Genomic DNA, 24,645 nt, shown 5'->3' with positions numbered 1-24,645 from the left:
CTTATCTTTACCCGTTTCTCAAAAAACATTCTCGTATAAATTCGCAAACTTCTCTCATTCTAAATAGGGAGAGGAGGTGTAAAATACAATGGGTAAAAACAATAATCAATCTAATCGTCAAAACGAGAAAAAAGGGCAATCTTCTGGACAGCCCGAACCTTTAAGTGGATCTCACAAAGTTAAAAATCGTAATCATTCACGTCAAAAAAACCATGCACATCATGATATGTAAAGCAAAAGTATTCACACACACTGTATCTTTCACATAAAATGTTTATATTTTTCTATTTGTTCTTCACCTCTATTTCATTCATGCATAACATAGTATGAATTGAGATTTTACGGAGGGTGTCTTTCATGGGCAAGAAAAAGAAGGATTGTCTTTTTCATGTTGATGGTTTCGAAGAATGGATGGATCAATTTTGTTCTGATTCTTGTAGTAACTTTAGTTTTCCAAATCAAATCCATATTGACCTTTGTGAAACAGAGCAAGAATACATTTTGGAAACAGATGTACCAAATGCAACTGCACAAAATGTACTCATTAAAAAGATGGAGACAGGCCTAAACATTTGTATACTTTATAAAAACACTTCTTTACAGCGGATTGTGCCTTTACCTACTAATATCATTTATAACAAGATGCTAGCCTGTTTAGAGAATGGATATTTAGCCATTCATATTTCCAAAAACGAAGTTGCCAATAAGCATGAAGAGAAAGTCTTTTTTCGAATTAACGATTGATATAAATATAAGCCCGAGCAACATTTTAGTTTGCTCGGGCTCATGTTATTTCGCATGTATTTCTATTTTAGAATTTCTAATATATCTTTTTTTCATTAAACCTTTTGTCACTAAAAGAACTGGGAACGCTATGCTTGAAAATATAGCTAATGTTAAAAATACTATAAAGCCATTTTGATATCCATAATGATCGAGAAGTATCCCGCCAAACCAAGGACCAATTACTACTCCAATTCCTGAAAAGCCCATAGCTCCAAAATATGTCCCTTTCAAATGTGAAACAGCTATCTCATCAATAAATACATCTGTCATTGAAAACATTAATACTTCTCCGAATGTAAAAATAATTGTACATATAGCAGCCCCTAACATAGATTCTACTAGTCCAAATCCAAACAATCCCCCGCTCACAAATAACGTTCCAACCATAATAGATGCTAACGGCGTATACTTTTTACACATTTGAATAACAGGGTATTGAATAACTACTACTGTAACCGCATTTAAAGTTAGCATATATGAGAACAACTTTACTCCATCTTGAAATATATGTGCGTTTGCAAAATATTGAGATAGTGTCGTCGTTAAATGTGAAAAACCACTATTACTCAAAATAATCCCGACTAAAGCAACTAAAAATACTATGTCTTTTCGCAAAATCCGAACCGCACTTAACATTGTGACCGGATTTTCTGTAGTTACTTTCTTTTTATCAAGTGGATATTTCTTAAATTGAAACGCTAATATAACTGTATATAAAATGTACACTCCAGCGGCTACTAAAAAAGGAATCGTTGATTTTGCACTTCCAATCTGTAATCCAACAAGTGGACCCATCGCTACTCCAACATTTATTGCACCGTAACGCAAATTATATACGAGTAAACGATACTCTGGTTTCGTTAAATCTGATAATAAAGCTCTTGATGTCGGTTCAAAAAAAGAACGACATAATCCATTCAAAGCGTTTAATAGAAAGAAACTCAAAACATGATCTGCAACTGAAAATCCTATAAATACAAACACCCAAACGATCATGGACCATATTATAATCATCTTTCGACCAAATCGATCCGATAAATTGCCTCCAATAAAACTAGCAAACACTCCAATAAGCGCACTCGTTCCAATGATAGCACCGGTCATTCCAGCCGATACGTCTTTAACAGTCGTTAAATAAATCGCTAAAAAAGGAATGCTCATTGAAGTTGCAAACCTAGCAAATAATGTCCCTATAATGATACTCATTCCAAGTGGATGAATATGCTGTAACTTCCCCTTCATCTTTAAACCTACTCTCCCTTTTCCTACATAAAAAAAGAAAGCAAAGGATCTGCTTTCTTTTTCCTTTTTCTATACTTGAGATGTTTATACCCGAGCTGTTCTCGTTATTTCCATATCAATTCCGTATGTAAACTGTAATTCCTTACAAACATCTTTAATTAAAATAGCTACGTTATACTTTTCATTAAATTCTAAAACAATACTTTCTACCTCTTCATATGTATACTTATATTCGCCAGTAATTACACTTTTTAAATCAAAGCATTCATTAACACAAAGCTGGACGAGTAATTGTTCATACTTCTCTATGACATCTTCTTTTTTCCAAAGTAACTCCTTTACATATAACCGATCAAATTTCACACTTTCTCGATTACAATCCGTTAAAATCCGGGTCATCTCATTTAATTCTCGATATAATTCGGAAATATTTCTGCTTAAACTAAGCAACTTATCTACGCCGTTTTCATATGGCATTTTCATTCCCCCCCCCCCGCATTTTCTTCTTATTATAGCAAGAAAATTCTAAAAATAGTTTCTTTCTTCTGAAATATTAGGAAACTAATTTCAATTGCTTTACAATGAAACTAGCTAACACGAAAGGGGAAAGACAATTGGAGCAAAAATTATATTACAACGATGCTTATCAGCAAACCTTTACAACTAAAGTTATAAAACAAGAGCATGATACAGAAGGAAACTTATATGTTGTCTTAAATGAAACTGCATTTTATCCAACAGGCGGCGGACAACCACATGACACTGGAACTTTAAATGGTATTCCGGTAAGTAACGTTGAAGAAGTAAATGGAGAAATTCGTCATTTCATAATAGAACAATTACATACAGAAGAAGTAGAGGGTAAAATAGATTGGGAGCGCCGTTTTGACCATATGCAACAACATACAGCTCAGCACATTTTATCCGCTGCTTTTTGGGATCACTTTAACATACCGACAATCGGGTTCCACCTTGGAAAAGAAACTATAACCATTGATTTAGAAACTGCCAATCTTTCTACAGAAACTGTTGAGAAGGCCGCACAAATTGCTAATCAAATTGTTTTTGAAAACCACCCTATTCGTATTAAATGGATGAACTTAGAAGAGGCCAAAGCATTACCCCTTCGCAAAGAACCAACTATGACAGAAAATATACGCGTTGTTATTATCGCAAATTATGATTACAACGGCTGTGGCGGAACGCATCCGAAACACACTGGTGAAGTAGGTCCTATTCAAGTATTAGGATGGGAGCGCAATAAAGGTGGTATACGCTTAACATTTATAGCTGGTTGGCGTTCTCTTAAATTAATGGGACAACATCAACAAATATTAACCGATGTTTCTAAGCAATTGAACAGTAGCGAAACTGATATTCCAGCAAAAGTAGCACAACTTCTTACCTCTCAAAAAGAAAACGAAAAGGCAATACAAGCAATGAATGAAAAACTATTATTTGTAGAAGCAAATGAACTATTACAACAACCTGCAGAAATATACGCTGGAACACTTATCTCTCGAGCATTTACAAATCGCTCTATGCAAGAAGTCGCAAAACTAGCTGCTATTATTACGGAACAACAAGAACACGCAATTACATATTTCGTTATTGAAAATGAGGACAAATTACAATGTATTCTCGCTTGTGGTAAAGCAGTGACACTCGATATGAATACACTTTTAAAAGATGCCCTCCCTTCTATTGAAGGAAAAGGCGGAGGAAATAAAAAGAGTGCTCGTGGCGGTGGGAAAGCAATTATAAGTGGAGATGAGTTTTTAAATCGGCTTGTTTCTTCTTTACAGTCAGCAGTGTAGATTATTTTATAAAGTGGATGTCATTGAACTGTGTGACATCCACTTCTCTTTTCTGCTTCGTGCACAGTAGTACAGTAGTACAGTAAATGAAATTATATGAACGATTCTATAAGAAATATCGATTTCCCAACAAAATACGACAATAAACACAACTTATAGAGTAAGAGGAGGCTGTTCTAAAATAACAGCCTCCTCTTATGTTTACAAACCAATATTTTGTTTTAACCCTTGATAACTTCCTGCGTTCAAGAACTTTTCAGATGCAAGTTTAATGAACTTCTCAGAAAAACCATATCTACTCAATTCTTCTATCGCTACCATTTGTACATCATGAATTGGATTAAGATCAAATTCATGATGTACAAATGGTAGCGTAATTTCACCTTCAATCCTTTCAAGCAGAAACGTAATATGTAATAAAGATGGACTAGCATCTGGTTTATCACAAACATAGAGTAGCTTCTTAATTTTAACTTCTAATCCTGTTTCTTCTCTCATTTCTCGAATCATCGCTTCTTCTAACGTTTCACCATTCTCTACCCTTCCCCCAGGTAAAGACCAATTGCGATTAGCAACTTTTTGCTTTACTAGCAATACTTTTTCATCTTCAATTAAAATTCCCGTAACACGAACTTGCATTACACTTTCCATATGTAATCTCCTCTTCCCGTTATATTTACAAATTAATCCTTCTACAAAAAGAACATATGTTTTATAATTAAAGAAAATTATGGAAGAAAGAAGTTGTTACATCTATGCGTCCACCTTTAACAAAGTCTATATCACTTGAAGATTTCCAAAACTTTTATTGGTTAAAAGCAGAACTCCAAACATTTTGTCGTGAGCATGGTTTGTCAGCTAGTGGCTCTAAGATTGAAATAACCGAGCGTATCTCACATTATTTACATACTGGTAAAATATTAAAAAACAGCTCTAGTCAAAAGGTGAGTAAAGCTTCCCTCTCTTATAAAGAACTTTCTCTTCAAACGATTATTACTAACAATCACCGCTGTAGCGAAGATGTTCGTTCTTTTTTCAAAGAAAAAATCGGAGCTAACTTCCGCTTTACAGTAGCTCTTCAAAAATTTTTTAAAGAGAATGTTGGAAAAACATATGAAGACGCGATAACGTTTTGGTATGAAGAAAACGAACGAAAAAAAGATCCTACATACAAAACAACTATCAGCGCGCAGTTTGAATACAATCGTTTCACTCGCGACTTTTTCGAAGATCCAAATAACAAAGGGAAATCAAAAGCTGATGCTATCGCTGCTTGGAATGAAATAAAAGCAAAACCTGGTAGTAATGCTTATATTCCTCAAAAAGTAGAAAACTAGTCCCTTTCTAGTTTTCTACTTTCTCAAATAATAGCGCAAGCCCTATTCCACCACCAATTCCTAACGTCGTAATTCCATATTTCATATGCTCTCTTTGTGCTTGATAAAACAAACGTGTCACAAGCATAGCTCCAGATGCACCGTACGGATGACCGAGCGCAATTGCTCCACCATTTACATTTAATTTTCCAAAAGGAATTTGTAACTCCTTTGCACAAGCAACAATTTTTGAAGCAAATGCTTCATTTATTTCAAAATAATCGATGTCCTCTACTTTCATATTCATTTCGTTTAATAATTTGTTCACCGCAAATATCGGACCAGTCCCTGGAAGATTGGGATCCACGCCAACTACAGCACTACGAACGAAACGAAGTACAGGCTTGTATCCTAATTTTCGGGCTTGCCCCTCTTCCATTACAAGAACAGCACATGCTCCATCATTTACACCGCACGAATTACCTGCCGTTACTGTACCATTTTTCAAAAATGCGGGCTTTGTTCTTTTAATCATTCTTTCATAATTCATTTCTCGTTTTATAGATTCATCTAATAATCCATTAAAATAATGAGGTAATATCTCTTCTTGTATATATCCTTTTTCTAATGCTTGCAGCGTTCTTTTATAGCTAAGACAAGCATATTCATCTTGCATCTCTTTTGTTATGTTATATTGCTCTGCAACATACTCAGCCGCTAATCCCATATCTGGATCACCAATTGTTTCTGGTGAAAATCGCGCTCTATTTTGAAAAGGTGATGTACTTGTACTCTCTACTCCTCCTGCAATATAACAATTACCTGCGCCGCCTTGAATGAAATGACATGCGGTGCGAATCGCTTCCAATCCAGCGCCGCATTGCCTATCAATCGTTACACCAGGAATATGATAACCAAGTCCTGCCGCTAAAGCAGATAATCTTGCAACATTCCCTCCCGGCCCCACAATATTCCCTAATATGACATCGTCTATTTCTCTCTCAATTCCTTTACTTAAAAACGTAAGAAGCGGCGTTACTAATTGCTGAACTTCATAATCTTTCAACATCCCATTTTTCTTACCAATAGGTGTTCTTTTCGCTTCTACAATAACCGCTCTATTCATATATCTTCTCCCGGTTTTCAATCATATTTTTTGCTGCATTGCGAGCTATTTTCCCGCTATTTGTATAAGGTATTTCATCAACAAAGTACCATTCTTTCGGTATTTTAAAAGATGATAATCGTTGTAAGCAAAAACTCTTTAATTGTTGCTTTGTAGCACTTCCTTTTACGATAGCGACAGGCTTTTCACCCCAGTAACTATCTTCTACACCAACCACAACTATTTCTTCAACAGCTGGATGTGTCTGTAATACCCTTTCTATTTCTTCTGGATAAATATTAATTCCTCCAAATAAAATCATATTCTTCTCTCTACCAACAATATATATAAAGCCTTCTTCATCTTGGTAGCCCACATCCTGCACTGTCATCCAGCCACCTTCGGACAATTGCGGGATTATAGCTCCATCCGATACATAGCCCATAAAAAATTGATCACTTTTCACATACAAAGTTCCTATCTCACCTGTCTGTACTTCTTCTCCTGCTTCATTACATATTCGAACTTGTACATTATGACAAGGTTTCCCTACTGAATTCGGTTTTCTTTCACTCTCTTCATCAACCAATGCCGTTACAAAGCTTAGCTCAGACGCACCATAAAACTCATATCTTTTTGCATAAGGAAACACATTCTTCATCTTCTCTTTTGCTTCAGCTTCCCATTTCGCTCCTGACGAAATAATTTTCATTTCACTTTCAATTACTTTATTTTCTTTATACAAAGACTCAAGCATTGTAGGAACTGTATACATTACAGAAATATTCTCTATCCTTATACTAGATAGCACTTGAACTGGTACAAACTTTCTCATTATGTGTACCGTTTGCCCTAAAAACAATGCACTTATTGCCCCGTATAAGAAAAGAGAATGAACAAGCGTCCCAGCTATTAAAATAGAATCTTCCTTTTTCATATAAAAATCATGTACATTACAATCAAAACTATGTACCCACGACTGTTGAGCACGTAAAAATGCTTTTGCTTTTCCAGTCGATCCTGATGTAAATCCCATATAAAAAGGAGCGTTTTGTACATTTTCTACAGAATGATATGCAGGAAGATAGTTCTCAATCATTTCTTTCCATTCTTCAATCTCAATAATCCTTCCTTCTTCGCACGATATATCACTAAGCCTATACTGCTCCGCCACAATAATATCCGGTTTACTAATCGCTATTCTTTCTTTAAGTTCATCTCGTTTCCATTTTATATCTAGCGGCACACAAACCCATCCAGCCATAGCAGAACCCGCAAATAGTTGTAAAAATTCCATACTATTCTCTAATAAAATTGCTATCGTTTTATTCTGCGATTCTTTTTCATTCAACCAGTTTGCTACTTTACACACTGAATCAAACCATTCTTTATATGTTAATACTCTATCATTTTCTTTAATCGCTATTTTATTTGGTTGTAAAGAGGCATACTTTTTATATTCTTTTGTAATCCCCATATGAGACTTCCTTTCTTTACAAAATAATAAAAAGAAACACGCAAGTAACGTGTTTCTCCTTTTTCTTACCCTGCATTTGTAATTTTTTTATTCTTCAAAGCAGGCGTAATAATATGTTTCAATGAGCGATGTAATCTTGTCACAAGAATCGCTGCTATAGTCGCCTTTATGCAATCACCTGGTAAAAATACGGCACTTACTTTCATCGTTTCCCATACGGAAATATCCATTACGAAAGCTTGGACAATGATACCAAATACATAAACTACGAAAATACCACCAATTATATTAATGCATAGTACTTTTATAATAGAAACTTCACGTAAACGCTCAATTAAATATCCAATGACAAACGCTCCAACGATATAACCAAGTAAATATCCTGCACTTGGCCCAACAAATACACCTGGTCCCCCGCGCCCACCAGCAAGTAATGGTGCTCCAACTCCAACTATAAGTAAGAAAATAAGCTGACTTAACGCACCAAGACGTGAGCCTAACAACCCACCAGCAAGCATAACACCGAGTGATTGTAATGTAATTGGAACTGGTGTAATAGCAAGAGCAATTGGAGGTATTAACCCTAACACTCCCATAATAGAACTAAATAAAGCGACGAAAACTAAGTTTTTTGTATTCATATTTGCTTCTCCTATTTGTAAACTTGAAATGGATTTTAGGTAACATATTATAGGAGTTATATTATCTTTCTATTCACTCTTTGTCAACCTTATTTCCTCATAAGTTTACAAATGTAAATTCAATTATTTCTCTTTATGCAAATGCTCAAGTTCTTTTCGAAGTGCCTGTTTTAAAAACTTCCCAACAGATGTTTTCGGTATTTCTTCCATAAATACAATATCATCTGGTAACCACCACTTCGCAAACTGCGGTTTTAAAAACTCATATATTTCTTCTTTTGTAACCGTACTATTTTTCTTTTGAACAACGCAGGCAACTGGGCGTTCTTGCCACTGCGGATGAGGAATTGCAACGACAGCCGCTTCAAATATAGCATCATGTGCCATTAAAGCATTTTCAAGATCCACTGAAGAAATCCATTCTCCCCCGCTTTTAATAACATCTTTCGTACGATCAACAATTTTCACGCAGCCTTCCTCATCAACTGTAACAACATCACCAGTATATAACCAACCGTCTCGGAATCCTTCGACAGTACGATCATCGTTATAATAGCTTTCAGCGATCCAAGGTGCTCGTAAACATAACTCTCCCATCTCAGTACCATCCCACTTCACTTCACCGTTTGTACCGACTACTTTCATCTCTACACCAGGGACAAGATATCCTTGTTTTGAGCGGATTTCTAATTGCTCTTCATATGATAATTCTGTTTCATAACTTTTTAAACGTGCAAGTGTTACGAGTGGGCTTGTTTCAGTCATACCATATGCATGTACGAAAGGAACATTATATTTTTTCTCAAATGCTTTAATAACGCTTTTCGGTGCAGCAGCACCACCGCATAATATTCTCGTTATACTAGATAAATCGTAACTATTATTTTCTAACTCTTGTAATACACCGAGCCAAATTGTCGGCACACCTGCTGCTATCGTTACTTTTTCAGCTTGAATCATCTCTAATAAAATTTTTGGAGTAAACATTGGTCCTGGCAGAACTTGTTTAGTTCCAAACCAAGTAGCTGCAAAAGGAAGCCCCCAAGCGTTCACATGGAACATCGGTACAATTGCCATCGCCGCATCACTTTCCGATAAAGCAGCTGTATCCGCTAAACCGAGTGCCATACAATGCAAAACCGTACTACGATGCGTATAAACAACACCTTTTGGATTCCCTGTAGTCGCTGACGTATAACACATACCAGCAGGTGTATTTTCATCAATATCTTTTACAAATTGGAAATTGGGATCGCCTTCTTCTAATAGCTTTTCATAATGATATACAGGCTCCAGTGTAGTTTTTGGAAGTTCGTCTTTATCAGTCATAATAATGTAGGCTTGTACAGTTGATAATTGTGATTGAATATTTTCAACAAGTGGTACGAGATCTTCATCAATGAGTAAAATGCGATCTTCTGCGTGCTGAATAATGTATGAAATATGTTGAGGAGATAAACGAATATTAATTGTGTGTAAAACGGAAGCAATACCTGGAATAGCAAAATACGCCTCCACATGTCGATGATGATTCCACGCTAACGTTCCTATACGCTCGCCTTCTTTAATTCCTAATTTTTTTAGCGCACTTGAAAGTCTTCTCGTCCTTTCACCTAACTGCTTATACGTTAACGTCGTAACTGTATCATGTGTCCGTGAAACAATTTCTTTCTTCGAAAACAGTTTCTCTGCTCTTTCCATCATAGAACTAATTGTTAGCGGTACATTCATCATCATATTGTTTATAGCCTCCCTTTAAAGCGTTTTCATTTCTGTATATTATAACAGACTTCTACAAATAATTACGATATTTTTCTGTATTTTCTGAATTATTTCTTTGGAAATAATTCTAATAAATAAAAACCATGTTTTGAATACATACGATACAAAACATGGTTCTCTCCTATTTAAAAACTATCTACCTTTTTTCTTACTTTCTTTTTTAATTTAAAAATGACACGATTACTATATTCTTTATTTTCTACTAAAATCCGATACGTCTCTAACACTCCTAAAACACGAACAAAAAGATAAAACCCGATAGCAATAAGTACAACACAATAAGGATAATACTGCACGAGCTCTCCTGAAGTAATTCGTTTTTTCTCAAATAAAAATGGTATCGCTCCTGCCGCTATGAAACAAAGTCCAACAATTACTACTGCAGCATACTTCTTTTTAATAGTCGCATATCTTTTTGTCAATTCTTTTAAAAAGTTTGGATCAAATAGTAATTCTTCTTTTTTTAATACATTGTATCGACTCTCTTCTATAGTTACAGGTACCATCATTGCTCCAATTCCAAGGACAGCAATGATAATGACAAGGAATGTAGACATTGTTGCATTTTCTTTAAATAATAAATACGGTATTGTAGATAAAATAAGCAAGCTAAATCCTAATGCGATATATTTAGAAATTTTTTGCCCATACACTATATACCCTTCCGCCATTTCCTTACTTACATAATAACCATTTTCCTTTTCATTACTTTGCTCAGCAGTTTCTTTTAATAAATAGTCAAGTGATACTTCAAATACATTTCCAATCATTATTAACTTTTCAGTTTCAGGAAATCCTTGACCGTTTTCCCATTTACTAACTGCTTGCCTTGTTGTGTTTAATTTTTCAGCTAACGCTTCTTGAGAAAGGCCCTTTTCCTTTCTTAATTTAAAAAGCTTTTCACCAAATCCCATATGTGTGTCCCCCTTTGTTTTCTTACCTAAATTGTATGTAAACATTGCCCTTATCTCTATCTTCCTGCGGTTGCACTTTGTCAACTTACGGTTGCGATTGTGTTATATAGCGGTTTTAAATACGATTTAGCTGTTTTTCTTCTATAATTATGGCGTTAATAAAATAATTACTCTCAATGACCAATTATAACAATTAAAGGGAATTATTGTTATAAAAAATAAAAAAACTCCTTTATTCATTTAAAGGAGTTTTCGTTATGAACCATTCTAAGATGACTACTTTTTCTTCTATATATTTTTCTGCTTCATGTAATGAATGATGAGCATCTCATACAGTATATGTTTTTATCTCTTTTTTTAAGGCGTACTCATATATATGTAAAATGTCACTTATATTAAATTAACTTAATGTAAGATCTTTCGTATACGACGTTTTATATTACCACTTCTTAACAATCATAACGGCTTCTGCTTAAACTTTTCATAATTCCGTACCTTTAATGAAAGGATATTCCCGCAATCTGTACAAATATAAGCATCCACTGGTGAAGATGTGAACATCGTTTCCTTTTTCCGTATTTGTGCATAACCGATAAACTCACCTTCTCCTATGTTTTGAGAACCGCAATGAGAGCATGTCTGCACGTCTTTCTGTTTCATGAGAGCACCACCTTTAATCTGTTTCCACTCCCTTCGACAGTTCGCTTCCATTTCCCTTCCAAAAAACCTCTTATTCTCTTACATTTCAACAGGAATCTCAGAAGAAAAATCGTATATGTACTATGAACTATATTAATTGACGGAGGAATCGTATGAGTACAATTATGACAGTCAATACAGCACAAGAAATTGAAAACGCAGAAATACATATGCTTTCTTCTAGATTAGAGGTACTACAAACAATAAGCGGCAACCCAATGCAAGTACAAACGAAAAAGTTCGGGAGTGCCACTGCCTTTTCATCAAAAATAATTGCTGGTCCTGCTTTTAACACAGTAAAAGGCGTTACCTTTACAAATACAGATGAGATAGATGAAATCATCGCTTATTATCAATCACTACAAATCCCTTGCCGTTTTGAAATTACACCAGCGCAAGGTGCAACTGAATTATTTCAATACTTATCTCAAAAAGATTTTTATCAATCTAACTTCCATACCGCTTTATATAGTTTACCAAGAGAAGACTCATCGCTGCTGCCTTCTAACATTTCAGTACGCCAACTAAAAGAAAATGAATTTGATATTTTTGCAGACATATATGTACGTGGATTTAACATGCCATCCTTTACAAAATATGGTGTGCACCAAAATAACGAAATTCTCTACAATAAATCCGGCTGGCATTTTTTCATAGCCGAAGTTCAAAACACTCCTGCTAGTATAGGGGTACTTTATATAAATAAAGGTGTTGCTTCATTAGCTGCTTCTGCTACTTTGCCAGAATTTCAACGTAAAGGTTGTCATACCGCATTAATTCAAAAACGAATCGAGACCGCTGTTGCATCCAATTGCAATTTAATAGTTGGACAAGCTCGATTTGGTAGCGGCAGTCAAAATAATATGGAACGTGCCCATATGAAAATTGCTTATACAAAATCAATATGGACTGCGAAAGACATATAATTAACTTTCTTTTTCTTTCCATTACGAATGTATACATTTTATGACAATTACCTTTCTATCCTGTTACTCATTTGAATATTCAAACTAAATTTGTTACGCTATTACTAGATACATCATTCAACTTGCAATATGAAAAGAGAATTCTACTCAAACTACAAGGAGGAGAAATGTATGACTAAACATGATCATGGTTTAAAAGAAAAAGTAGAAGGTGCCATTGATAAGGTAAAGGGTGAAGTAAAGGAAGTTGTCGGGAAAGTAACTGACAATAAAAAATTACAAGCCGAGGGAAAATGGGATAAGGTGAAAGGCACTGCTAAAGATACTGTCGGTAATGTAAAAGAGAAAATACATGAATATAAAGAGAACAAATAAAAAAGAGCCACGATGTATGGTCGTGCAAGTAGTAAGTTACTAGATCTGAAAAGATTGTCAGCTACTCAAAAATGAAAATACAACCGAGAAAGTAAGAGAGTTTGTATTTTACATTTACCCATAAGATCATTTTAAAATGACAAATAGATGCCTCAAGGCATCTATTTGTCTATAAAGAACTATTTTACTTCTATTGTATAATTACCTAATCCTAATCACTCAGGTTTTTCCTTACTAACATTTTCTAACATAATGCCTTTGCTAGAGTATAAGATTACTTTTACATCTTACTTTGTGAAATTTGGTTTTAGGTCACCTGTATACGGTTCATGCTCAACAAAGATTTTTATATCTTTTCCATTCGCATCTTTCCCTATTCTTGTATACGTAAATTTATCTTTATTTAACTCTGTAAGTTCAAGGACCGCACCATATTTATTATTTCCTAACGAAACGTGAGCTCTTATTTTATTGTCATGTACAACATCGAAGAAACCATAATCCCCACGACTTATCCCTGTATTCATATTGAAAAACTCATATTTATTTGTATTTTTATCATATTTTGCTAGACTGATTAAGTTAGAGTTGTAGTTTGTTACATTATTACCCTGTTCATCTAATACCACTGTTCCGTTCCATAGAGTACTAGATAAGATTTCATCTCCATCAACGTCTGTAACTATTTTCCCCGTCGAGCTTTCTAAATTTTTATCAGGTCGGGTAAAAGAAAGCTCTTTTTCTTGATAAGGAACATGCTCAACAAATACTTCTACATCGTTCCCTTTTGCATCTTTCCCCATTCTTTTATATGTAAATTTCTCCTTGTCTAATTGCGTTAATTCAACAACTGCTTGATAATTTTGCGTTTCAGAAATTAACACTCTTTCCTTTCCATCGTTGGTTATAAAAAAGGTACCGCTATCATTACGACTCTCTCCTGTATTTGCATTAAAAAATTCATACCTTGCAGTTTTAGCATCATATTTTGCAAGCCCGATGAAATTTTGATTTTCTTTCGTTAAATCATTATGATCTTTGTCATAGACTTTTGTCCCTTTCCAGTTTGTTTCACCAAGTATACTAGCTAGTAGCTGCCCTTTCGTTTGTTGAGTTTCTTGTATTGCATTGTATAAAAATTGTGCATACTGTTCACGCGTCACATCCATACTTGGAGCGAATTCCCCTCCTCCTACTCCTTTTGCAATATTATTTGTTTGAACAGCACTAATTGCATTTCTTGCCCATGAGTTCGTTGAAACGTCATTAAAAGTATGATCACTCTTTGCCTTTAAATGAAAAGCATTTGTAAGAACCTGTGCCATTTCTGCACGTGTTAAGGATGCCTTCGGTCTAAAGTTCCCATACTCATCACCCTTAAAAACACCCATTTCTGTTAAAGACAAGATTTCCTTTATATAGCTTGTCGAATCTTCGCTTACGTCCCCATATGGGTTCTGATAATTTTTGTTTTCTGCCATATTAAAATAACGATACATTAAAGCTGCAACTTGTTCGCGTGTTACGTTATCTCCAAAACCAAATCTTCCATCATCATAGCCGAAAATAATTTTCTCACCTGTTAATTGATGAATCGCCTCATATGACCAGTGCCCCTTTGGAACATCTTTGAATACAACAGTATGATTCGTTTGTGGTGTAACCTCCTCTGCTTTCACCTCTCCATTTTTTTCACTTAATAGGCTTCCACCTAAAACTGCTGATATGATACATGTTTTTAAAATTGTTTTATTCATAGCTTCCCAATCCCTTCCTTCATTTAACAAAGAATTACACCCCTTATCTTCCAAAAGAAGATTCTATGTGAGCAATTCATGTTTTAAATTTTGATTACAGCTAATTGGTTACACCTCCAAAGTTCTTTTTCGTAGTATCCATAGCTGTTATATATAGAAATTATAAATAGCAACTATAAATTGCCCATAAATAAATTATTAAAAAAAGATAAAATTAAGATAATATATTTTTAATCTCAATCAAAAAAACGTTATTCTTTCTCATCTAGCTTGTTAAGAAAGAATAACGTTTTTTTAATTCTAGGGTCCCTTTTGGAAAAAAAGAGGTTTATTTTATATGTCCAAAAACAATTTCACGGCCTTTTCCAAACAAAACATCGGAAAAAAGCCGTGGCATATACTTATTTTATAATTGACGGAAGACGACCAAAATAGCTCTTTTTATTTACCCTCATTCTTCTCTAACACATACAAATCTTCTTCAATATTCGTTAATTTCTCACTTACAAGCTTTCTTGCATCTCCAATTGCTTGATTGTATGCAAATGGTCCTACTAACTTTATCATTTCTTCTATTAAACGTTCTGCTTGGAAACGTCCAATTTCATCTAAATCTTCTTCAACGAAAAATTGCTGAATTTGTGCTACAAGCTCTTCTTTTTTATCATTCGTTATTTTTATGTTCATCATCATTCGTTACTCCTCTATATTTAAGATAATACTTTTCTTAACTCTACCATAGAAAAGCGATTTCCTGGACAAGTTTTTGTAACCCCTTCTAACTCCCTATGGCCGAGTATATTTCCTTTCTCTATGGCAAACTGCTTCATAAACATTTTACATAAAGAATATAATGAATTCATTTGTGCAGTATTTGGATCATATTTATCAAAATTTCCCGTCATACATATTCCAATTGTGTCACTATTATTATCTTTCGCATGTGCTCCAATATGTAAACCTCGCCCTTCGACTACAGTTCCATCTTCTTCAATAAAATAATTGTAACCAATCCCGCTCCATCCTCTTACCTTTTGATGAAATTCGTGAGTTTTATACACATCCCAGCCATCTTCTGACGTATGGTGGATGATCAGTTTATTTACTTTTTCTAAAGGAACTAACTCATTTTGAAATGTTAAATTTGCACATTTAATTTCCATATGAACATCCTCCTCTTACAAATCGATCATAATAACTGTTTTATCATCTGGTCTTATTCTATTTTCTCCTTCTAACCTTTCAATGATTGCTACATATTCTTTTATACTATTCTTTCTTATATATGCTACAGTTTGTTCTAACGACCACTCTGGGTGAAACAATCCGTCTGAACAAATAAAAATCCCACTTACTTCAGCTACCTGTAATTCACCATATTGTAAATAATCCATAGCTTCTTTCATCCCATTTGCAACTGAGTAGCCGCTTGGCATATTTGCAAGATAGCGATTGTATTTTAACTGCTCCCGAACATCTTGAAAAACGTGTTCCTCAGGTATAGGTAATCCCTTTTCTCTATCTTCCTCTCTCTTCTTTTTTGCACGTTTACTAATTCCTTGAACCGTATCTTTCGTTAATACTCTCATCGCTCCATTTTGAAGTATTGCAACGATCATACAATCACCTAACTGTGCATATTCAAGTTTTTCGCCTTCTATTTGAACTGCTGCAATACATGTACACCAAAGATGGTCTTTTTTTCTCGTATCAACCTTGTACTCTAGCATCTTGTTTTGCAATAATTCATTCGCCTTTGCAACTTCACCTTGTAAACTATTAATCTCCCGTAACGAAGTAAAATGACTTGCAAATAAATGCGAAGCGATGTATGCTCCATTATGTCCTTCTTCATCACAAAACGGGACGAGCGGAGTTGCTCCATCACATACACCGTAAATCATTTTATCTTCATTACAAAAAAATGAATCCTCACACTCTTGTTTTAAAGGACTTTTCTGTTGATATGTTGTTATCTTCATATCTGTATCCCCTCCCAATTTATCAAACACTCGAACTATTTAGATTAATCTAATTTTCCAAAATAAACTGTTTTCCCCAAAAACTTTCAATTTCATATATAATCTTGAAATAATATGATTATTTAGTGAAGGACGGGAAAGAGATGGTCAGATTTCTTGGTGTTATTTTTGGTTCTATTATTATCGCAATTGCCTTTAATCTTTTCCTTATCCCCCATAAAATTTTAAGTAGTGGAATTGGCGGAATTGCTATTATTTTAGGGATTGTAACCCCTGTAAACACAGGTATTATTAACTTTGTATTGAACTTACCTATCCTTATTTTAGGATACATAGGTCTTGGAAAAAAAGTAATTTTTAACACGTTTGTTTCTGTAATTGTATTATCTGTTGCATTATACTATGTTCCAGTAAAAGTCGTAGCAACAGATCCACTTTTATCATCTGTATTTGGCGGTGTCATCGCCGGAGCTGGTATTGGTCTTGTCTTTAACTGCCATGGTTCAACTGGTGGATTTGATATTATCGGTATGTTGTTATCTCGTAAGCGAGATATTAAACTTGGTGGATTCCTTATTGCATTAAATACTGTTGTTGTTGTCATTGCAGGATTTTTCTTCACTTGGGATGTTGCCCTTACAAGCTTACTTTCAATTTATGTAACTGGTAAAGTAATTGATGCCGTTCATACGAAACATCGTAAAGTTACACTTATGATTGTAACAAATCAAGCAGAAGAAATGAAAAAAAAGCTTCTTTCAACTGTAGTACGTGGAATTACGTTACTTGATGGTGAAGGTGCTTATTCAAACGAAAAAAAACGTGTACTTATGACAGTCGTTTCACGTGAAGAATTAGCAAGTATGAAACTAACGATTTCGGAAATTGATCCTCATGCATTCGTTAATATTACGGAGACTGTTGAAGTATTAGGATTGTTTAGAAAAGTGTAAAAAACTAGGTGGACCTTCACCTAGTTTTTATTTTCCATAAATTCAATTCGATTTCCAAACGGATCTGACACGTAAAATCTGATTACATCTGGTCGCGCATGATCATCTATTACTTCAATACCTTGCTTTATTAACCCTTGTTTAAATTCATTAATTTTCAAAACATAAAAAGCTGGATGCGCTTTTTTAGCTGGATTAAAATTTTGCTCAACTCCGATATGAATCTCTTGATTTCCACACTTAAACCAACACCCACCACGCTTCTTTAATTCCTCTGGCTTTGGGATTTCCTCCATACCAATTTTATTACCATAAAATTCTCGCGCTTCTTCTTCACATCCTACTGGCGCCGCTACTTGTACATGATCAATTCCTTGAATATAATTTTTCATATTCCTTCCCCCTCTTCTATTCTAATGTTATAACGAAAATACATTCATGTAACTTAGAAAATATTAATAAAGCAATATAAGATTCTCTTATTACTACCCTTTTTTACCTTCCACTAAAAATAAAAAAGAAAATTTATTATATAATTTCCATTTTTTATAGAAATACACATTGCACCTATATTATAGTTAGTACTAGATTCATCTTTTTTAGATGCTAGTTGTACGGAGGAAATATTATGAGTCGTAAAAAACATTCATCTACTCAAAAAAAGCGTCACCCAAACGTATCGGAGCGCTTGCGAAACCATATACAAAATCGTTCTTTAGCAGAAATGTATGCATCTCTTTTTGAACATAACCCTGATAGTATTATTTCATTGAATTTAGAAGGAGTTATTTTACATATTAACCCCTCTGCGGAAAGAATATTAGGTTATACTTCTAACGAATTAGAGCGAAAAACAATCACTTCTATTTTAGAAGCACATATTTCTGATCAAGTGCTACAATACATAAAAAATGCTGCAGCTGACAATCAAAAAGAGTATATCGTCTCTATTTATCATAAAGACGGATATTTACTAGATGTCGTAACAAAATTAGTTCCTATTTTTGTTAAAAACCGTTTAACAGGTGTATACGCCATTATGAAACCCCTTGAAAAATCAGAAAGAATTAAGAAAGTATTACAAGAGAGTGAGAAACGATTACGCACATTAATGAATTCAATGCCTGCATTTGTTATTTTTAAGGATCATGAAGGACGCTGGCTTGAAGCGAATGACTATGCGCTTTCTTGTTTCAATTTCCATAACGTTCCTTATCATGGAAAAAGAGATAATGAACTCATTCAATATAACGAAGCATACCGCGAATCTTTTTTGCATTGTGAAGAAGTCGATGAACTAACATGGCAAAAAGGACAAATTCTTCACGGAGAGGAATTTATTATACATAGAAATGATTTCGACCTAGTTTTAAGCATTTCAAAAGTCCCACTCTTCCATCCTGATGGCTCACGCAAAGGTCTTATAGTGATGGGAAGAGACGTTACCGAACTAAAAGAAACTGAAAAGTTATTACGGAAATCCGAAAAACTTGCAGTAGTAGGACAACTGACAGCTGGAATTGCCCATGAAATTAGAAACCCGCTCACTTCATTAAAAGGATTTTTAACGTTATTACATCCAGAAATAAATGAGGAAAATAAATGGTATGTGGACGTTATGTTGAGTGAAATTTCACAAATGGAATCTATAACAAGCCAATTTATGGCGATGTCTAAACCACAAGTGTTATCTATTCATACATGCAACGTACAAACATTAATTGAAGAAGTTGTAACTTTTATTTTACCAACAGCAATTATGCATAGCGTTCATATCATCATGGATCATTTCGATTATATTTCTGACATTCAATGTGATAGTAATCAATTAAAACAAGTTTTGATTAACATATTAAAAAATGCAATCGAGGCGATGCCTGATGGTGGTAACATATTCATTCAAACAACTTCGTTAGAAAATGATTTTGTTTCAATACGCATTATGGATGAAGGTTGTGGGATTCCTGAAGAGCGCATGGCTCGTCTTGGCGAACCTTTTTATAGCTTGAAAGAAAAAGGAACTGGCCTCGGCTTAATGATGTGCTATAAAATCATTCAAGAGCATCACGGAAAATTATTCATTTCCAGTGAATTAAACATAGGAACAACTGTCGATATCCAATTACCGATTGCTACAGCTCAGCCTGTAACAAACTCTTAACTATGCTACATTAATATAGTAAAAGACATCTGTTATAAGTAGTCGAGTTATTGTGGAAAACATCTACACTAATACGTTAAAAAGCTCAAAGTCCCTATATGACTCTGAGCTTTATTTTTGTATACGATTTATTTTATTAAATCCACTCTTTTCCATGTTTACGAATAAACTGAATATCATTTTCATAATGTTCAAGATGCCCTTCATCTATCATCTTTTGGAAGTTCATATCGCCTTCTAGTGCTTTTCTTTTCATGTATTTACATAATCCTTCTAATCGTAGAAGTACCATCTCCAAATAATCCTCGGCGATGCCATCACTTTTATAGGACTCAAAAAACAATTTAACTCTTTGCTTTATGCGGTCTGCATGCTGTAATGAATTATAATAAACCGCCGCACCTGTTTCCTTATAATAAACTCTACTTAATGGGACACAAGTGTAAAGAGTATAGGCTATGTCCCAAAGTCTGGGTCCAGGACCAGCAACATCAAAATCAATAATACCTACTGGTTTTTCGTTATTAAAAATAATGTTGTATATTGCAAAATCATTGTGGCATACAACCTCTATTGTATTTGGAGTATTATCCATCGGTTTCCAATCATCTGATAACGGGAAATCACTCACAGCATCATGATAAAGACCGAGCATCTTCGCTATTTCTTTTAAAACCTCATTAGACCACATGTACTCTTTTAAAGGGTAATTACCAGCTTCTCCTTCAATAAATGATAATATCTCTCTATCTTTATCATCAATACCTAAAAACTTTGGTGCATAACTAAAACCTTTGTTTTCCAAATGATTTAATAGCTTATGAATTTTGGTACTGCCTTGCTTTAATTCTCGTCGAACAGTATCTTCCGAACGATATACGTTTGAGACATTCCCTCCCGTTAGCATTTCTTCATTTTCGTAGTTTGACATCTAATAGTTCCCCTCCATTATTCTACATTTTCTTTATATTTTAACATAACTTTCCTATTCTCTTTTAACCCCTTAAATTGCAACAAAAAAATCGAGTATAAAATCTTTATGATTTTACACTCGATTTAGTCTACTATTTATGCATGTGAAAATATTTTTTCATACCATTCTGTTGCCTTCTCTACTTCATTCATCGTTAATTGATGTCCTCTATTTTCCCAATGCATTGTTACATTAACATCTACATTTTCTAATAGCATCTTCAATTCCTCTGACTCAGAAGGTGAACAAATTGGATCATTTGTTCCAGCAGCGATAAATACGAATTTCTCTGCTAAATTAGGTAACTCTATTCCTCTTCTAGGCACCATTGGGTGATGAAGGACTGCACCTTTTAATGCATTTTCGTAATGGAATAATAAGCTCGCCGCAATATTTGCTCCATTTGAATACCCAACAGCTACGATATTATCTCTATCAAATTCATATGTTTTTGCTGCTTCATTTAAAAATTCATTTAATTCCTTCGTACGGAAAACAAGATCCTCTTCATCAAAAATACCTTCTGCTAATCGGCGGAAGAAACGAGGCATCCCATTTTCTAATACATTTCCACGAACACTTAATACAGAAGCTTCCCGATCAATTCTTTCTGCAAGCGGTAATAAATCTAATTCATTTCCTCCTGTACCATGAAGCAATAACAACACTGGTTTTGACGTATCTTTTCCTTTTTGAAAAACATGTTTCATCATATTCCTTTTCCCCTTTCAATCACTTTAATCTAGATTTCTCACTTCAAATGGTAAGAGTGTCTGTTCAATTTGTTTTCTATGTTGTTCATATCGATCCGGTAATTTTAACTCCTCACCCATCGTCTCTAAAGATTCGTCATGGGTAAAACCAGGAGGGTCTGTTGCAATTTCAAATAAGATTTCGCCGTGTTCTCTAAAATAAATTGCGTTAAAATAGTTTCGGTCTTGTACAGGGGTTACACCATATCCAAAGCGAGAAACATGCTCTTTCCAGTCTAATTGATCAGCATCATCACTCGCTCTCCAAGCAATATGATGAACTGTACCAACACCCATTTGCCCACGTCCAATTGTTGATAATCTCAAATCGATAATATTTCCAATATCAGCAGAAGAACGGAACCGCATAAACTCTCCCTCTTCTCCTACTTTCTCAAGACCCATAACATGCTCTAACAATTCAGCAGTTTTTTGAGGTTGTGCAGATAAAAGAACAGCACCGCCAAATCCTTTAATTGCTACTTCTGGCGTAACTTCCCCAAAAGTCCAATTATTTAATTCGCCCTCTTCTCTTTCAACTAATTCTATATGCAAACCATGTGGATCATCAAATTCTATATACTGTTCTCCAAACCGAGTCATTTTTGTATACGGTACGTCGAATTTTTCTAATCTATTTTCCCAAAACTCCATTGTACCTTTTGGTACGACATAAGACGTAATGCCTACTTGACCGTCCCCAATAATACCTTGACGAGCACCTGCCCATGGAAAAAACGTAATAATTGTTCCAGGCTTCCCTCCTGTATTACCAAAATAAAGATGATACGTACCTGGATCATCAAAATTCACTGTTTGTTTTACTAAACGCAATCCTAATACACCTGCATAAAAATCTACATTTTCTTGTGGGTGACCTACGATTGCTGTAATGTGATGAATTCCCATCGTTTTCTTTTCCATTTTCTCCGCCCCTTTTTATTTCATTTTAAAAACTTTTATACATTAAAATTCATTATTCATTTTGTCCATACTGCAAAGTAAAATCCATCGTTATGATTTTATCTTTAATTCGAGATATAAGCTGTGAAATTACGCATTATCTTCTATATCACTGAATTCATCTCGAATTCGAGATAATTCCAAAAAAATATTTACTCCATCTGAAATCTTTATTCGGAAATAAATTATCTCGAACTCAATATTTATTATAAGTTACTTACTTTTAGTTGTCAACAAGCACTTATTTTCATTTTAAATCAAAAGAGAGTAAATGCTAGTTAGCATTTACTCTCTTCGCTAATTATTTCGTTTCCTCTTCCAACACTGCTTCCATCTCGTTAAATTCACGATGAATTGCTTTCACTGGTTCTTTCGTTAATAAACTTACAACTATAACAGCTAATAAACTACAGAAGAATCCAGGTACCATTTCATACATAGTCGCTTTTAAACTTGGAATTTGTACCCAAGTAATAACAACTACTGCACCTACAATCATACCAGCAAGAACACCCCATTTGTTCGTTCTCTTCCAATATAAACTTAATAAAATGGCGGGTCCGAATGCTGAACCAAATCCTGCCCAAGCATAACCGACAAGTGTTAAAATTGTATCACTTGGATGATACGCTAAAACAACTGCGATCATAGCTACTACTAATACTGACAGTCTACCGATAAATACAAGTTCTTTATCACTTGCGTTACGACGGAAAAATGTTTTATAGAAATCTTCCGTTACAGCACTTGAAATAACGAGTAATTGCGAGGAAATACTACTCATAATCGAAGCCAAAATAGCTGACAATAAAAATCCAGTAATATACGGATGGAATAAAATGTTTGAGAATGTTACAAAGACCATTTCTGGGTCTTGTAATTTCTCATTATTTTTAGCGTAATAAGCAATACCAATTAGACCAGTAAGCATTGCACCTATAATTGAAATCGTCATCCAACCGATACCGATTCTACGAGAAGTTTTTAAATCTTTAACAGAGGTAATTGCCATAAAGCGAACAATAATATGCGGTTGACCAAAATACCCAAGACCCCATGCTAAAAATGAAATAATACCAAGAATTGTAGTACCTTTAAACATATCTAAATGCGATGCATCAACTTGCTTAATCGTATTGAATGTTTCTGTTACACCACCGACATCTGTAAAAGCTACAATTGGCACTAACACAAGAGCAATAAACATAATACAACCTTGCACAAAGTCGGTCCAACTTACTGCTAAAAAGCCACCGAATAATGTATAAGCAACAACGACACCGACAGTTACAAATAAACCAATTTTATAATCAAGATTGAAAGAATTCTCAAACAAACGTCCACCTGAAACTAAACCAGCTGACGCATAAAATGTGAAAAACACTAAAATGACGATAGCGGAGACAAAACGAAGTATTTTCGTACGATCTTTAAACCGATTTTCTAAAAAATCTGGAATCGTAATTGAATCATTTGCCATTTCTGTATACGTTCGCAAACGCGGGGCAAGAATTAAATAGTTTGCATAAGCACCTATTAATAAACCTATCGCAATCCATACACTTGATAATCCTGTTGCATACATCGCACCAGGTAATCCCATTAGCATCCAACCACTCATGTCAGAAGCACCAGCTGATAAAGCTGTAACTGCTGGACCGAGTCCCCTTCCGCCTAACATATAATCTGATAAATCGGATGTCTTCTTATAAGACCAATAACCGATATACAACATACCTGCCATATAAATAGCAAGCGAAACCATAATCTCAATCTTCACCAAATCTCTCCCTTAGTTATATAAGCCATTCAAAATTTCGAAAAATGACTTTTTCTATTTTCTTGTTTTCGCTTATGGTTCCCTACCTTAACAAACATTTTTTGTTCTTTCAAGTGAACAAGCCCTTTTCACTACATGTGAAAACCTTTATAAACGCCTTTATCCCAGTGGATTACCCGGTTTTTAAAATAAATTAAAGTAAAAATATTCAGAAAAAAATGGCGTTTTTTCACACCTTATTTTC

26 protein-coding genes are annotated in these 24,645 nt (G+C 34.5%); 8 read left to right on the top strand and 18 right to left on the bottom strand.

Annotated elements, in window-relative coordinates; all coding sequences use genetic code 11:
- Positions 1 to 88 precede the first annotated feature (88 nt).
- Both NSS74_RS06475 and NSS74_RS06470 read left to right on the top strand, forming a co-directional pair.
- On the top strand, positions 89 to 232 hold the full coding sequence (locus tag NSS74_RS06475; RefSeq protein ID WP_002014281.1) for a small acid-soluble spore protein P: 144 nt from the start codon (positions 89 to 91) through the stop codon (positions 230 to 232).
- Positions 233 to 357: 125 nt separating this feature from the next.
- Positions 358 to 744, top strand: a complete 387-nt coding sequence (locus NSS74_RS06470) for an Hsp20/alpha crystallin family protein (protein ID WP_002033545.1) — start codon at positions 358 to 360, stop codon at positions 742 to 744.
- 45 nt (positions 745 to 789) lie between these two features.
- Here NSS74_RS06470 and NSS74_RS06465 read toward each other — a convergent pair whose 3' ends face one another.
- Positions 790 to 2,028 (bottom strand): MDR family MFS transporter, encoded by a 1,239-nt coding sequence (locus NSS74_RS06465; protein ID WP_002142710.1) that lies wholly within the window; start codon positions 2,026 to 2,028, stop codon positions 790 to 792.
- A gap of 84 nt (positions 2,029 to 2,112) precedes the next feature.
- Positions 2,113 to 2,505 carry a hypothetical protein gene (locus tag NSS74_RS06460; protein ID WP_002142711.1) on the bottom strand — a complete coding sequence of 131 codons (393 nt, stop codon included), beginning with the start codon at positions 2,503 to 2,505 and terminating at the stop codon, positions 2,113 to 2,115.
- Between the two features lie 137 nt (positions 2,506 to 2,642).
- On the opposite strand from NSS74_RS06460, the gene NSS74_RS06455 reads away from it, so the two are divergent.
- On the top strand, positions 2,643 to 3,845 hold the full coding sequence (locus NSS74_RS06455) for an alanyl-tRNA editing protein (protein WP_157404368.1): 1,203 nt from the start codon (positions 2,643 to 2,645) through the stop codon (positions 3,843 to 3,845).
- Between the two features lie 201 nt (positions 3,846 to 4,046).
- Here the strand turns inward: NSS74_RS06455 and NSS74_RS06450 are convergent, their stop codons facing one another.
- Positions 4,047 to 4,496: an NUDIX hydrolase gene (locus NSS74_RS06450; protein ID WP_002142715.1), complete on the bottom strand. Its 450-nt coding sequence runs from the start codon at positions 4,494 to 4,496 to the stop codon at positions 4,047 to 4,049.
- Between the two features lie 104 nt (positions 4,497 to 4,600).
- Here NSS74_RS06450 and NSS74_RS06445 point away from each other — a divergent pair, with 104 nt between their 5' ends.
- On the top strand, positions 4,601 to 5,182 hold the full coding sequence (locus NSS74_RS06445; protein WP_002033539.1) for a DUF6434 domain-containing protein: 582 nt from the start codon (positions 4,601 to 4,603) through the stop codon (positions 5,180 to 5,182).
- A 7-nt stretch (positions 5,183 to 5,189) separates the two neighbouring features.
- On the opposite strand, the gene NSS74_RS06440 is transcribed toward NSS74_RS06445, so the two are convergent.
- The 6 genes from NSS74_RS06440 to NSS74_RS06410 all read right to left on the bottom strand — a co-directional run bounded on the left by NSS74_RS06440 (position 5,190) and on the right by NSS74_RS06410 (position 11,740).
- A complete protein-coding gene (locus NSS74_RS06440; protein WP_002142717.1) occupies positions 5,190 to 6,287 on the bottom strand; it encodes an acetyl-CoA C-acyltransferase in 1,098 nt (365 codons plus the stop codon).
- The gene (locus NSS74_RS06435; RefSeq protein ID WP_340813283.1) at positions 6,280 to 7,743 is read right to left on the bottom strand and encodes an acyl-CoA synthetase; all 1,464 of its coding nucleotides are present in this window, start codon (positions 7,741 to 7,743) and stop codon (positions 6,280 to 6,282) included. Before NSS74_RS06435 ends, NSS74_RS06440 begins: the two co-directional genes overlap by 8 nt.
- A 65-nt stretch (positions 7,744 to 7,808) precedes the next feature.
- On the bottom strand, positions 7,809 to 8,384 hold the full coding sequence (locus NSS74_RS06430; RefSeq protein WP_002142720.1) for a biotin transporter BioY: 576 nt from the start codon (positions 8,382 to 8,384) through the stop codon (positions 7,809 to 7,811).
- A 123-nt stretch (positions 8,385 to 8,507) separates the two neighbouring features.
- A complete protein-coding gene (locus NSS74_RS06425) occupies positions 8,508 to 10,121 on the bottom strand; it encodes a long-chain fatty acid--CoA ligase (RefSeq protein ID WP_340813282.1) in 1,614 nt (537 codons plus the stop codon).
- Positions 10,122 to 10,291: 170 nt separating this feature from the next.
- Positions 10,292 to 11,080, bottom strand: a complete 789-nt coding sequence (locus NSS74_RS06420) for a helix-turn-helix domain-containing protein (protein WP_002142721.1) — start codon at positions 11,078 to 11,080, stop codon at positions 10,292 to 10,294.
- Between the two features lie 456 nt (positions 11,081 to 11,536).
- On the bottom strand, positions 11,537 to 11,740 hold the full coding sequence (locus NSS74_RS06410; RefSeq protein ID WP_012261408.1) for a hypothetical protein: 204 nt from the start codon (positions 11,738 to 11,740) through the stop codon (positions 11,537 to 11,539).
- 152 nt (positions 11,741 to 11,892) lie between these two features.
- Between NSS74_RS06410 and NSS74_RS06405 the strand changes: the two genes are divergently transcribed.
- The gene (locus tag NSS74_RS06405; RefSeq protein WP_002142722.1) at positions 11,893 to 12,705 is read left to right on the top strand and encodes a GNAT family N-acetyltransferase; all 813 of its coding nucleotides are present in this window, start codon (positions 11,893 to 11,895) and stop codon (positions 12,703 to 12,705) included.
- A gap of 171 nt (positions 12,706 to 12,876) precedes the next feature.
- On the top strand, positions 12,877 to 13,080 hold the full coding sequence (locus tag NSS74_RS06400) for a CsbD family protein (RefSeq protein WP_002033531.1): 204 nt from the start codon (positions 12,877 to 12,879) through the stop codon (positions 13,078 to 13,080).
- A gap of 287 nt (positions 13,081 to 13,367) precedes the next feature.
- Here NSS74_RS06400 and NSS74_RS06395 read toward each other — a convergent pair whose 3' ends face one another.
- From NSS74_RS06395 to NSS74_RS06380, 4 genes are all read right to left on the bottom strand, one after another.
- Positions 13,368 to 14,837 carry a DUF4822 domain-containing protein gene (locus tag NSS74_RS06395; protein WP_002142725.1) on the bottom strand — a complete coding sequence of 490 codons (1,470 nt, stop codon included), beginning with the start codon at positions 14,835 to 14,837 and terminating at the stop codon, positions 13,368 to 13,370.
- Positions 14,838 to 15,278: 441 nt separating this feature from the next.
- Positions 15,279 to 15,530, bottom strand: a complete 252-nt coding sequence (locus tag NSS74_RS06390) for a DUF2164 domain-containing protein (RefSeq protein WP_002033529.1) — start codon at positions 15,528 to 15,530, stop codon at positions 15,279 to 15,281.
- Between the two features lie 17 nt (positions 15,531 to 15,547).
- The gene (locus NSS74_RS06385) at positions 15,548 to 16,000 is read right to left on the bottom strand and encodes a peptidoglycan recognition protein family protein (protein WP_002033528.1); all 453 of its coding nucleotides are present in this window, start codon (positions 15,998 to 16,000) and stop codon (positions 15,548 to 15,550) included.
- Positions 16,001 to 16,015: 15 nt separating this feature from the next.
- A complete protein-coding gene (locus NSS74_RS06380) occupies positions 16,016 to 16,819 on the bottom strand; it encodes a protein phosphatase 2C domain-containing protein (RefSeq protein WP_002142727.1) in 804 nt (267 codons plus the stop codon).
- A 143-nt stretch (positions 16,820 to 16,962) separates the two neighbouring features.
- On the opposite strand from NSS74_RS06380, the gene NSS74_RS06375 reads away from it, so the two are divergent.
- On the top strand, positions 16,963 to 17,772 hold the full coding sequence (locus tag NSS74_RS06375; protein ID WP_340813279.1) for a YitT family protein: 810 nt from the start codon (positions 16,963 to 16,965) through the stop codon (positions 17,770 to 17,772).
- A 20-nt stretch (positions 17,773 to 17,792) separates the two neighbouring features.
- Here the strand turns inward: NSS74_RS06375 and NSS74_RS06370 are convergent, their stop codons facing one another.
- Positions 17,793 to 18,164: a VOC family protein gene (locus NSS74_RS06370; RefSeq protein WP_002087825.1), complete on the bottom strand. Its 372-nt coding sequence runs from the start codon at positions 18,162 to 18,164 to the stop codon at positions 17,793 to 17,795.
- Positions 18,165 to 18,400: 236 nt separating this feature from the next.
- On the opposite strand from NSS74_RS06370, the gene NSS74_RS06365 reads away from it, so the two are divergent.
- Positions 18,401 to 19,933, top strand: a complete 1,533-nt coding sequence (locus NSS74_RS06365) for a BA3702 family sensor histidine kinase (protein WP_340813277.1) — start codon at positions 18,401 to 18,403, stop codon at positions 19,931 to 19,933.
- Between the two features lie 136 nt (positions 19,934 to 20,069).
- Here the strand turns inward: NSS74_RS06365 and NSS74_RS06360 are convergent, their stop codons facing one another.
- From NSS74_RS06360 to putP, 4 genes are all read right to left on the bottom strand, one after another.
- Entirely contained in the window at positions 20,070 to 20,864 is a 795-nt protein-coding gene (locus NSS74_RS06360) for a phosphotransferase (RefSeq protein WP_340813276.1), read from the bottom strand.
- Between the two features lie 137 nt (positions 20,865 to 21,001).
- The gene (locus NSS74_RS06355) at positions 21,002 to 21,616 is read right to left on the bottom strand and encodes an alpha/beta hydrolase (RefSeq protein WP_002142733.1); all 615 of its coding nucleotides are present in this window, start codon (positions 21,614 to 21,616) and stop codon (positions 21,002 to 21,004) included.
- A 27-nt stretch (positions 21,617 to 21,643) separates the two neighbouring features.
- Complete coding sequence (locus NSS74_RS06350; RefSeq protein ID WP_002142735.1) at positions 21,644 to 22,582, bottom strand: ring-cleaving dioxygenase; 939 nt, start codon at positions 22,580 to 22,582, stop codon at positions 21,644 to 21,646.
- A gap of 340 nt (positions 22,583 to 22,922) precedes the next feature.
- Positions 22,923 to 24,401 (bottom strand): sodium/proline symporter PutP, encoded by a 1,479-nt coding sequence (putP, locus tag NSS74_RS06345; protein WP_002142737.1) that lies wholly within the window; start codon positions 24,399 to 24,401, stop codon positions 22,923 to 22,925.
- Between the last annotated feature and the right edge of the window lie 244 nt (positions 24,402 to 24,645).

Origin of the sequence: Bacillus sp. FSL E2-8868 (assembly GCF_038005505.1) — a bacterium.
Taxonomy (GTDB): Bacteria; Bacillota; Bacilli; order Bacillales; family Bacillaceae_G; genus Bacillus_A; species Bacillus_A mycoides.
Note: the sequence above shows the minus strand (reverse complement) of the source record. Positions and strands in the feature narration are given on the sequence as shown.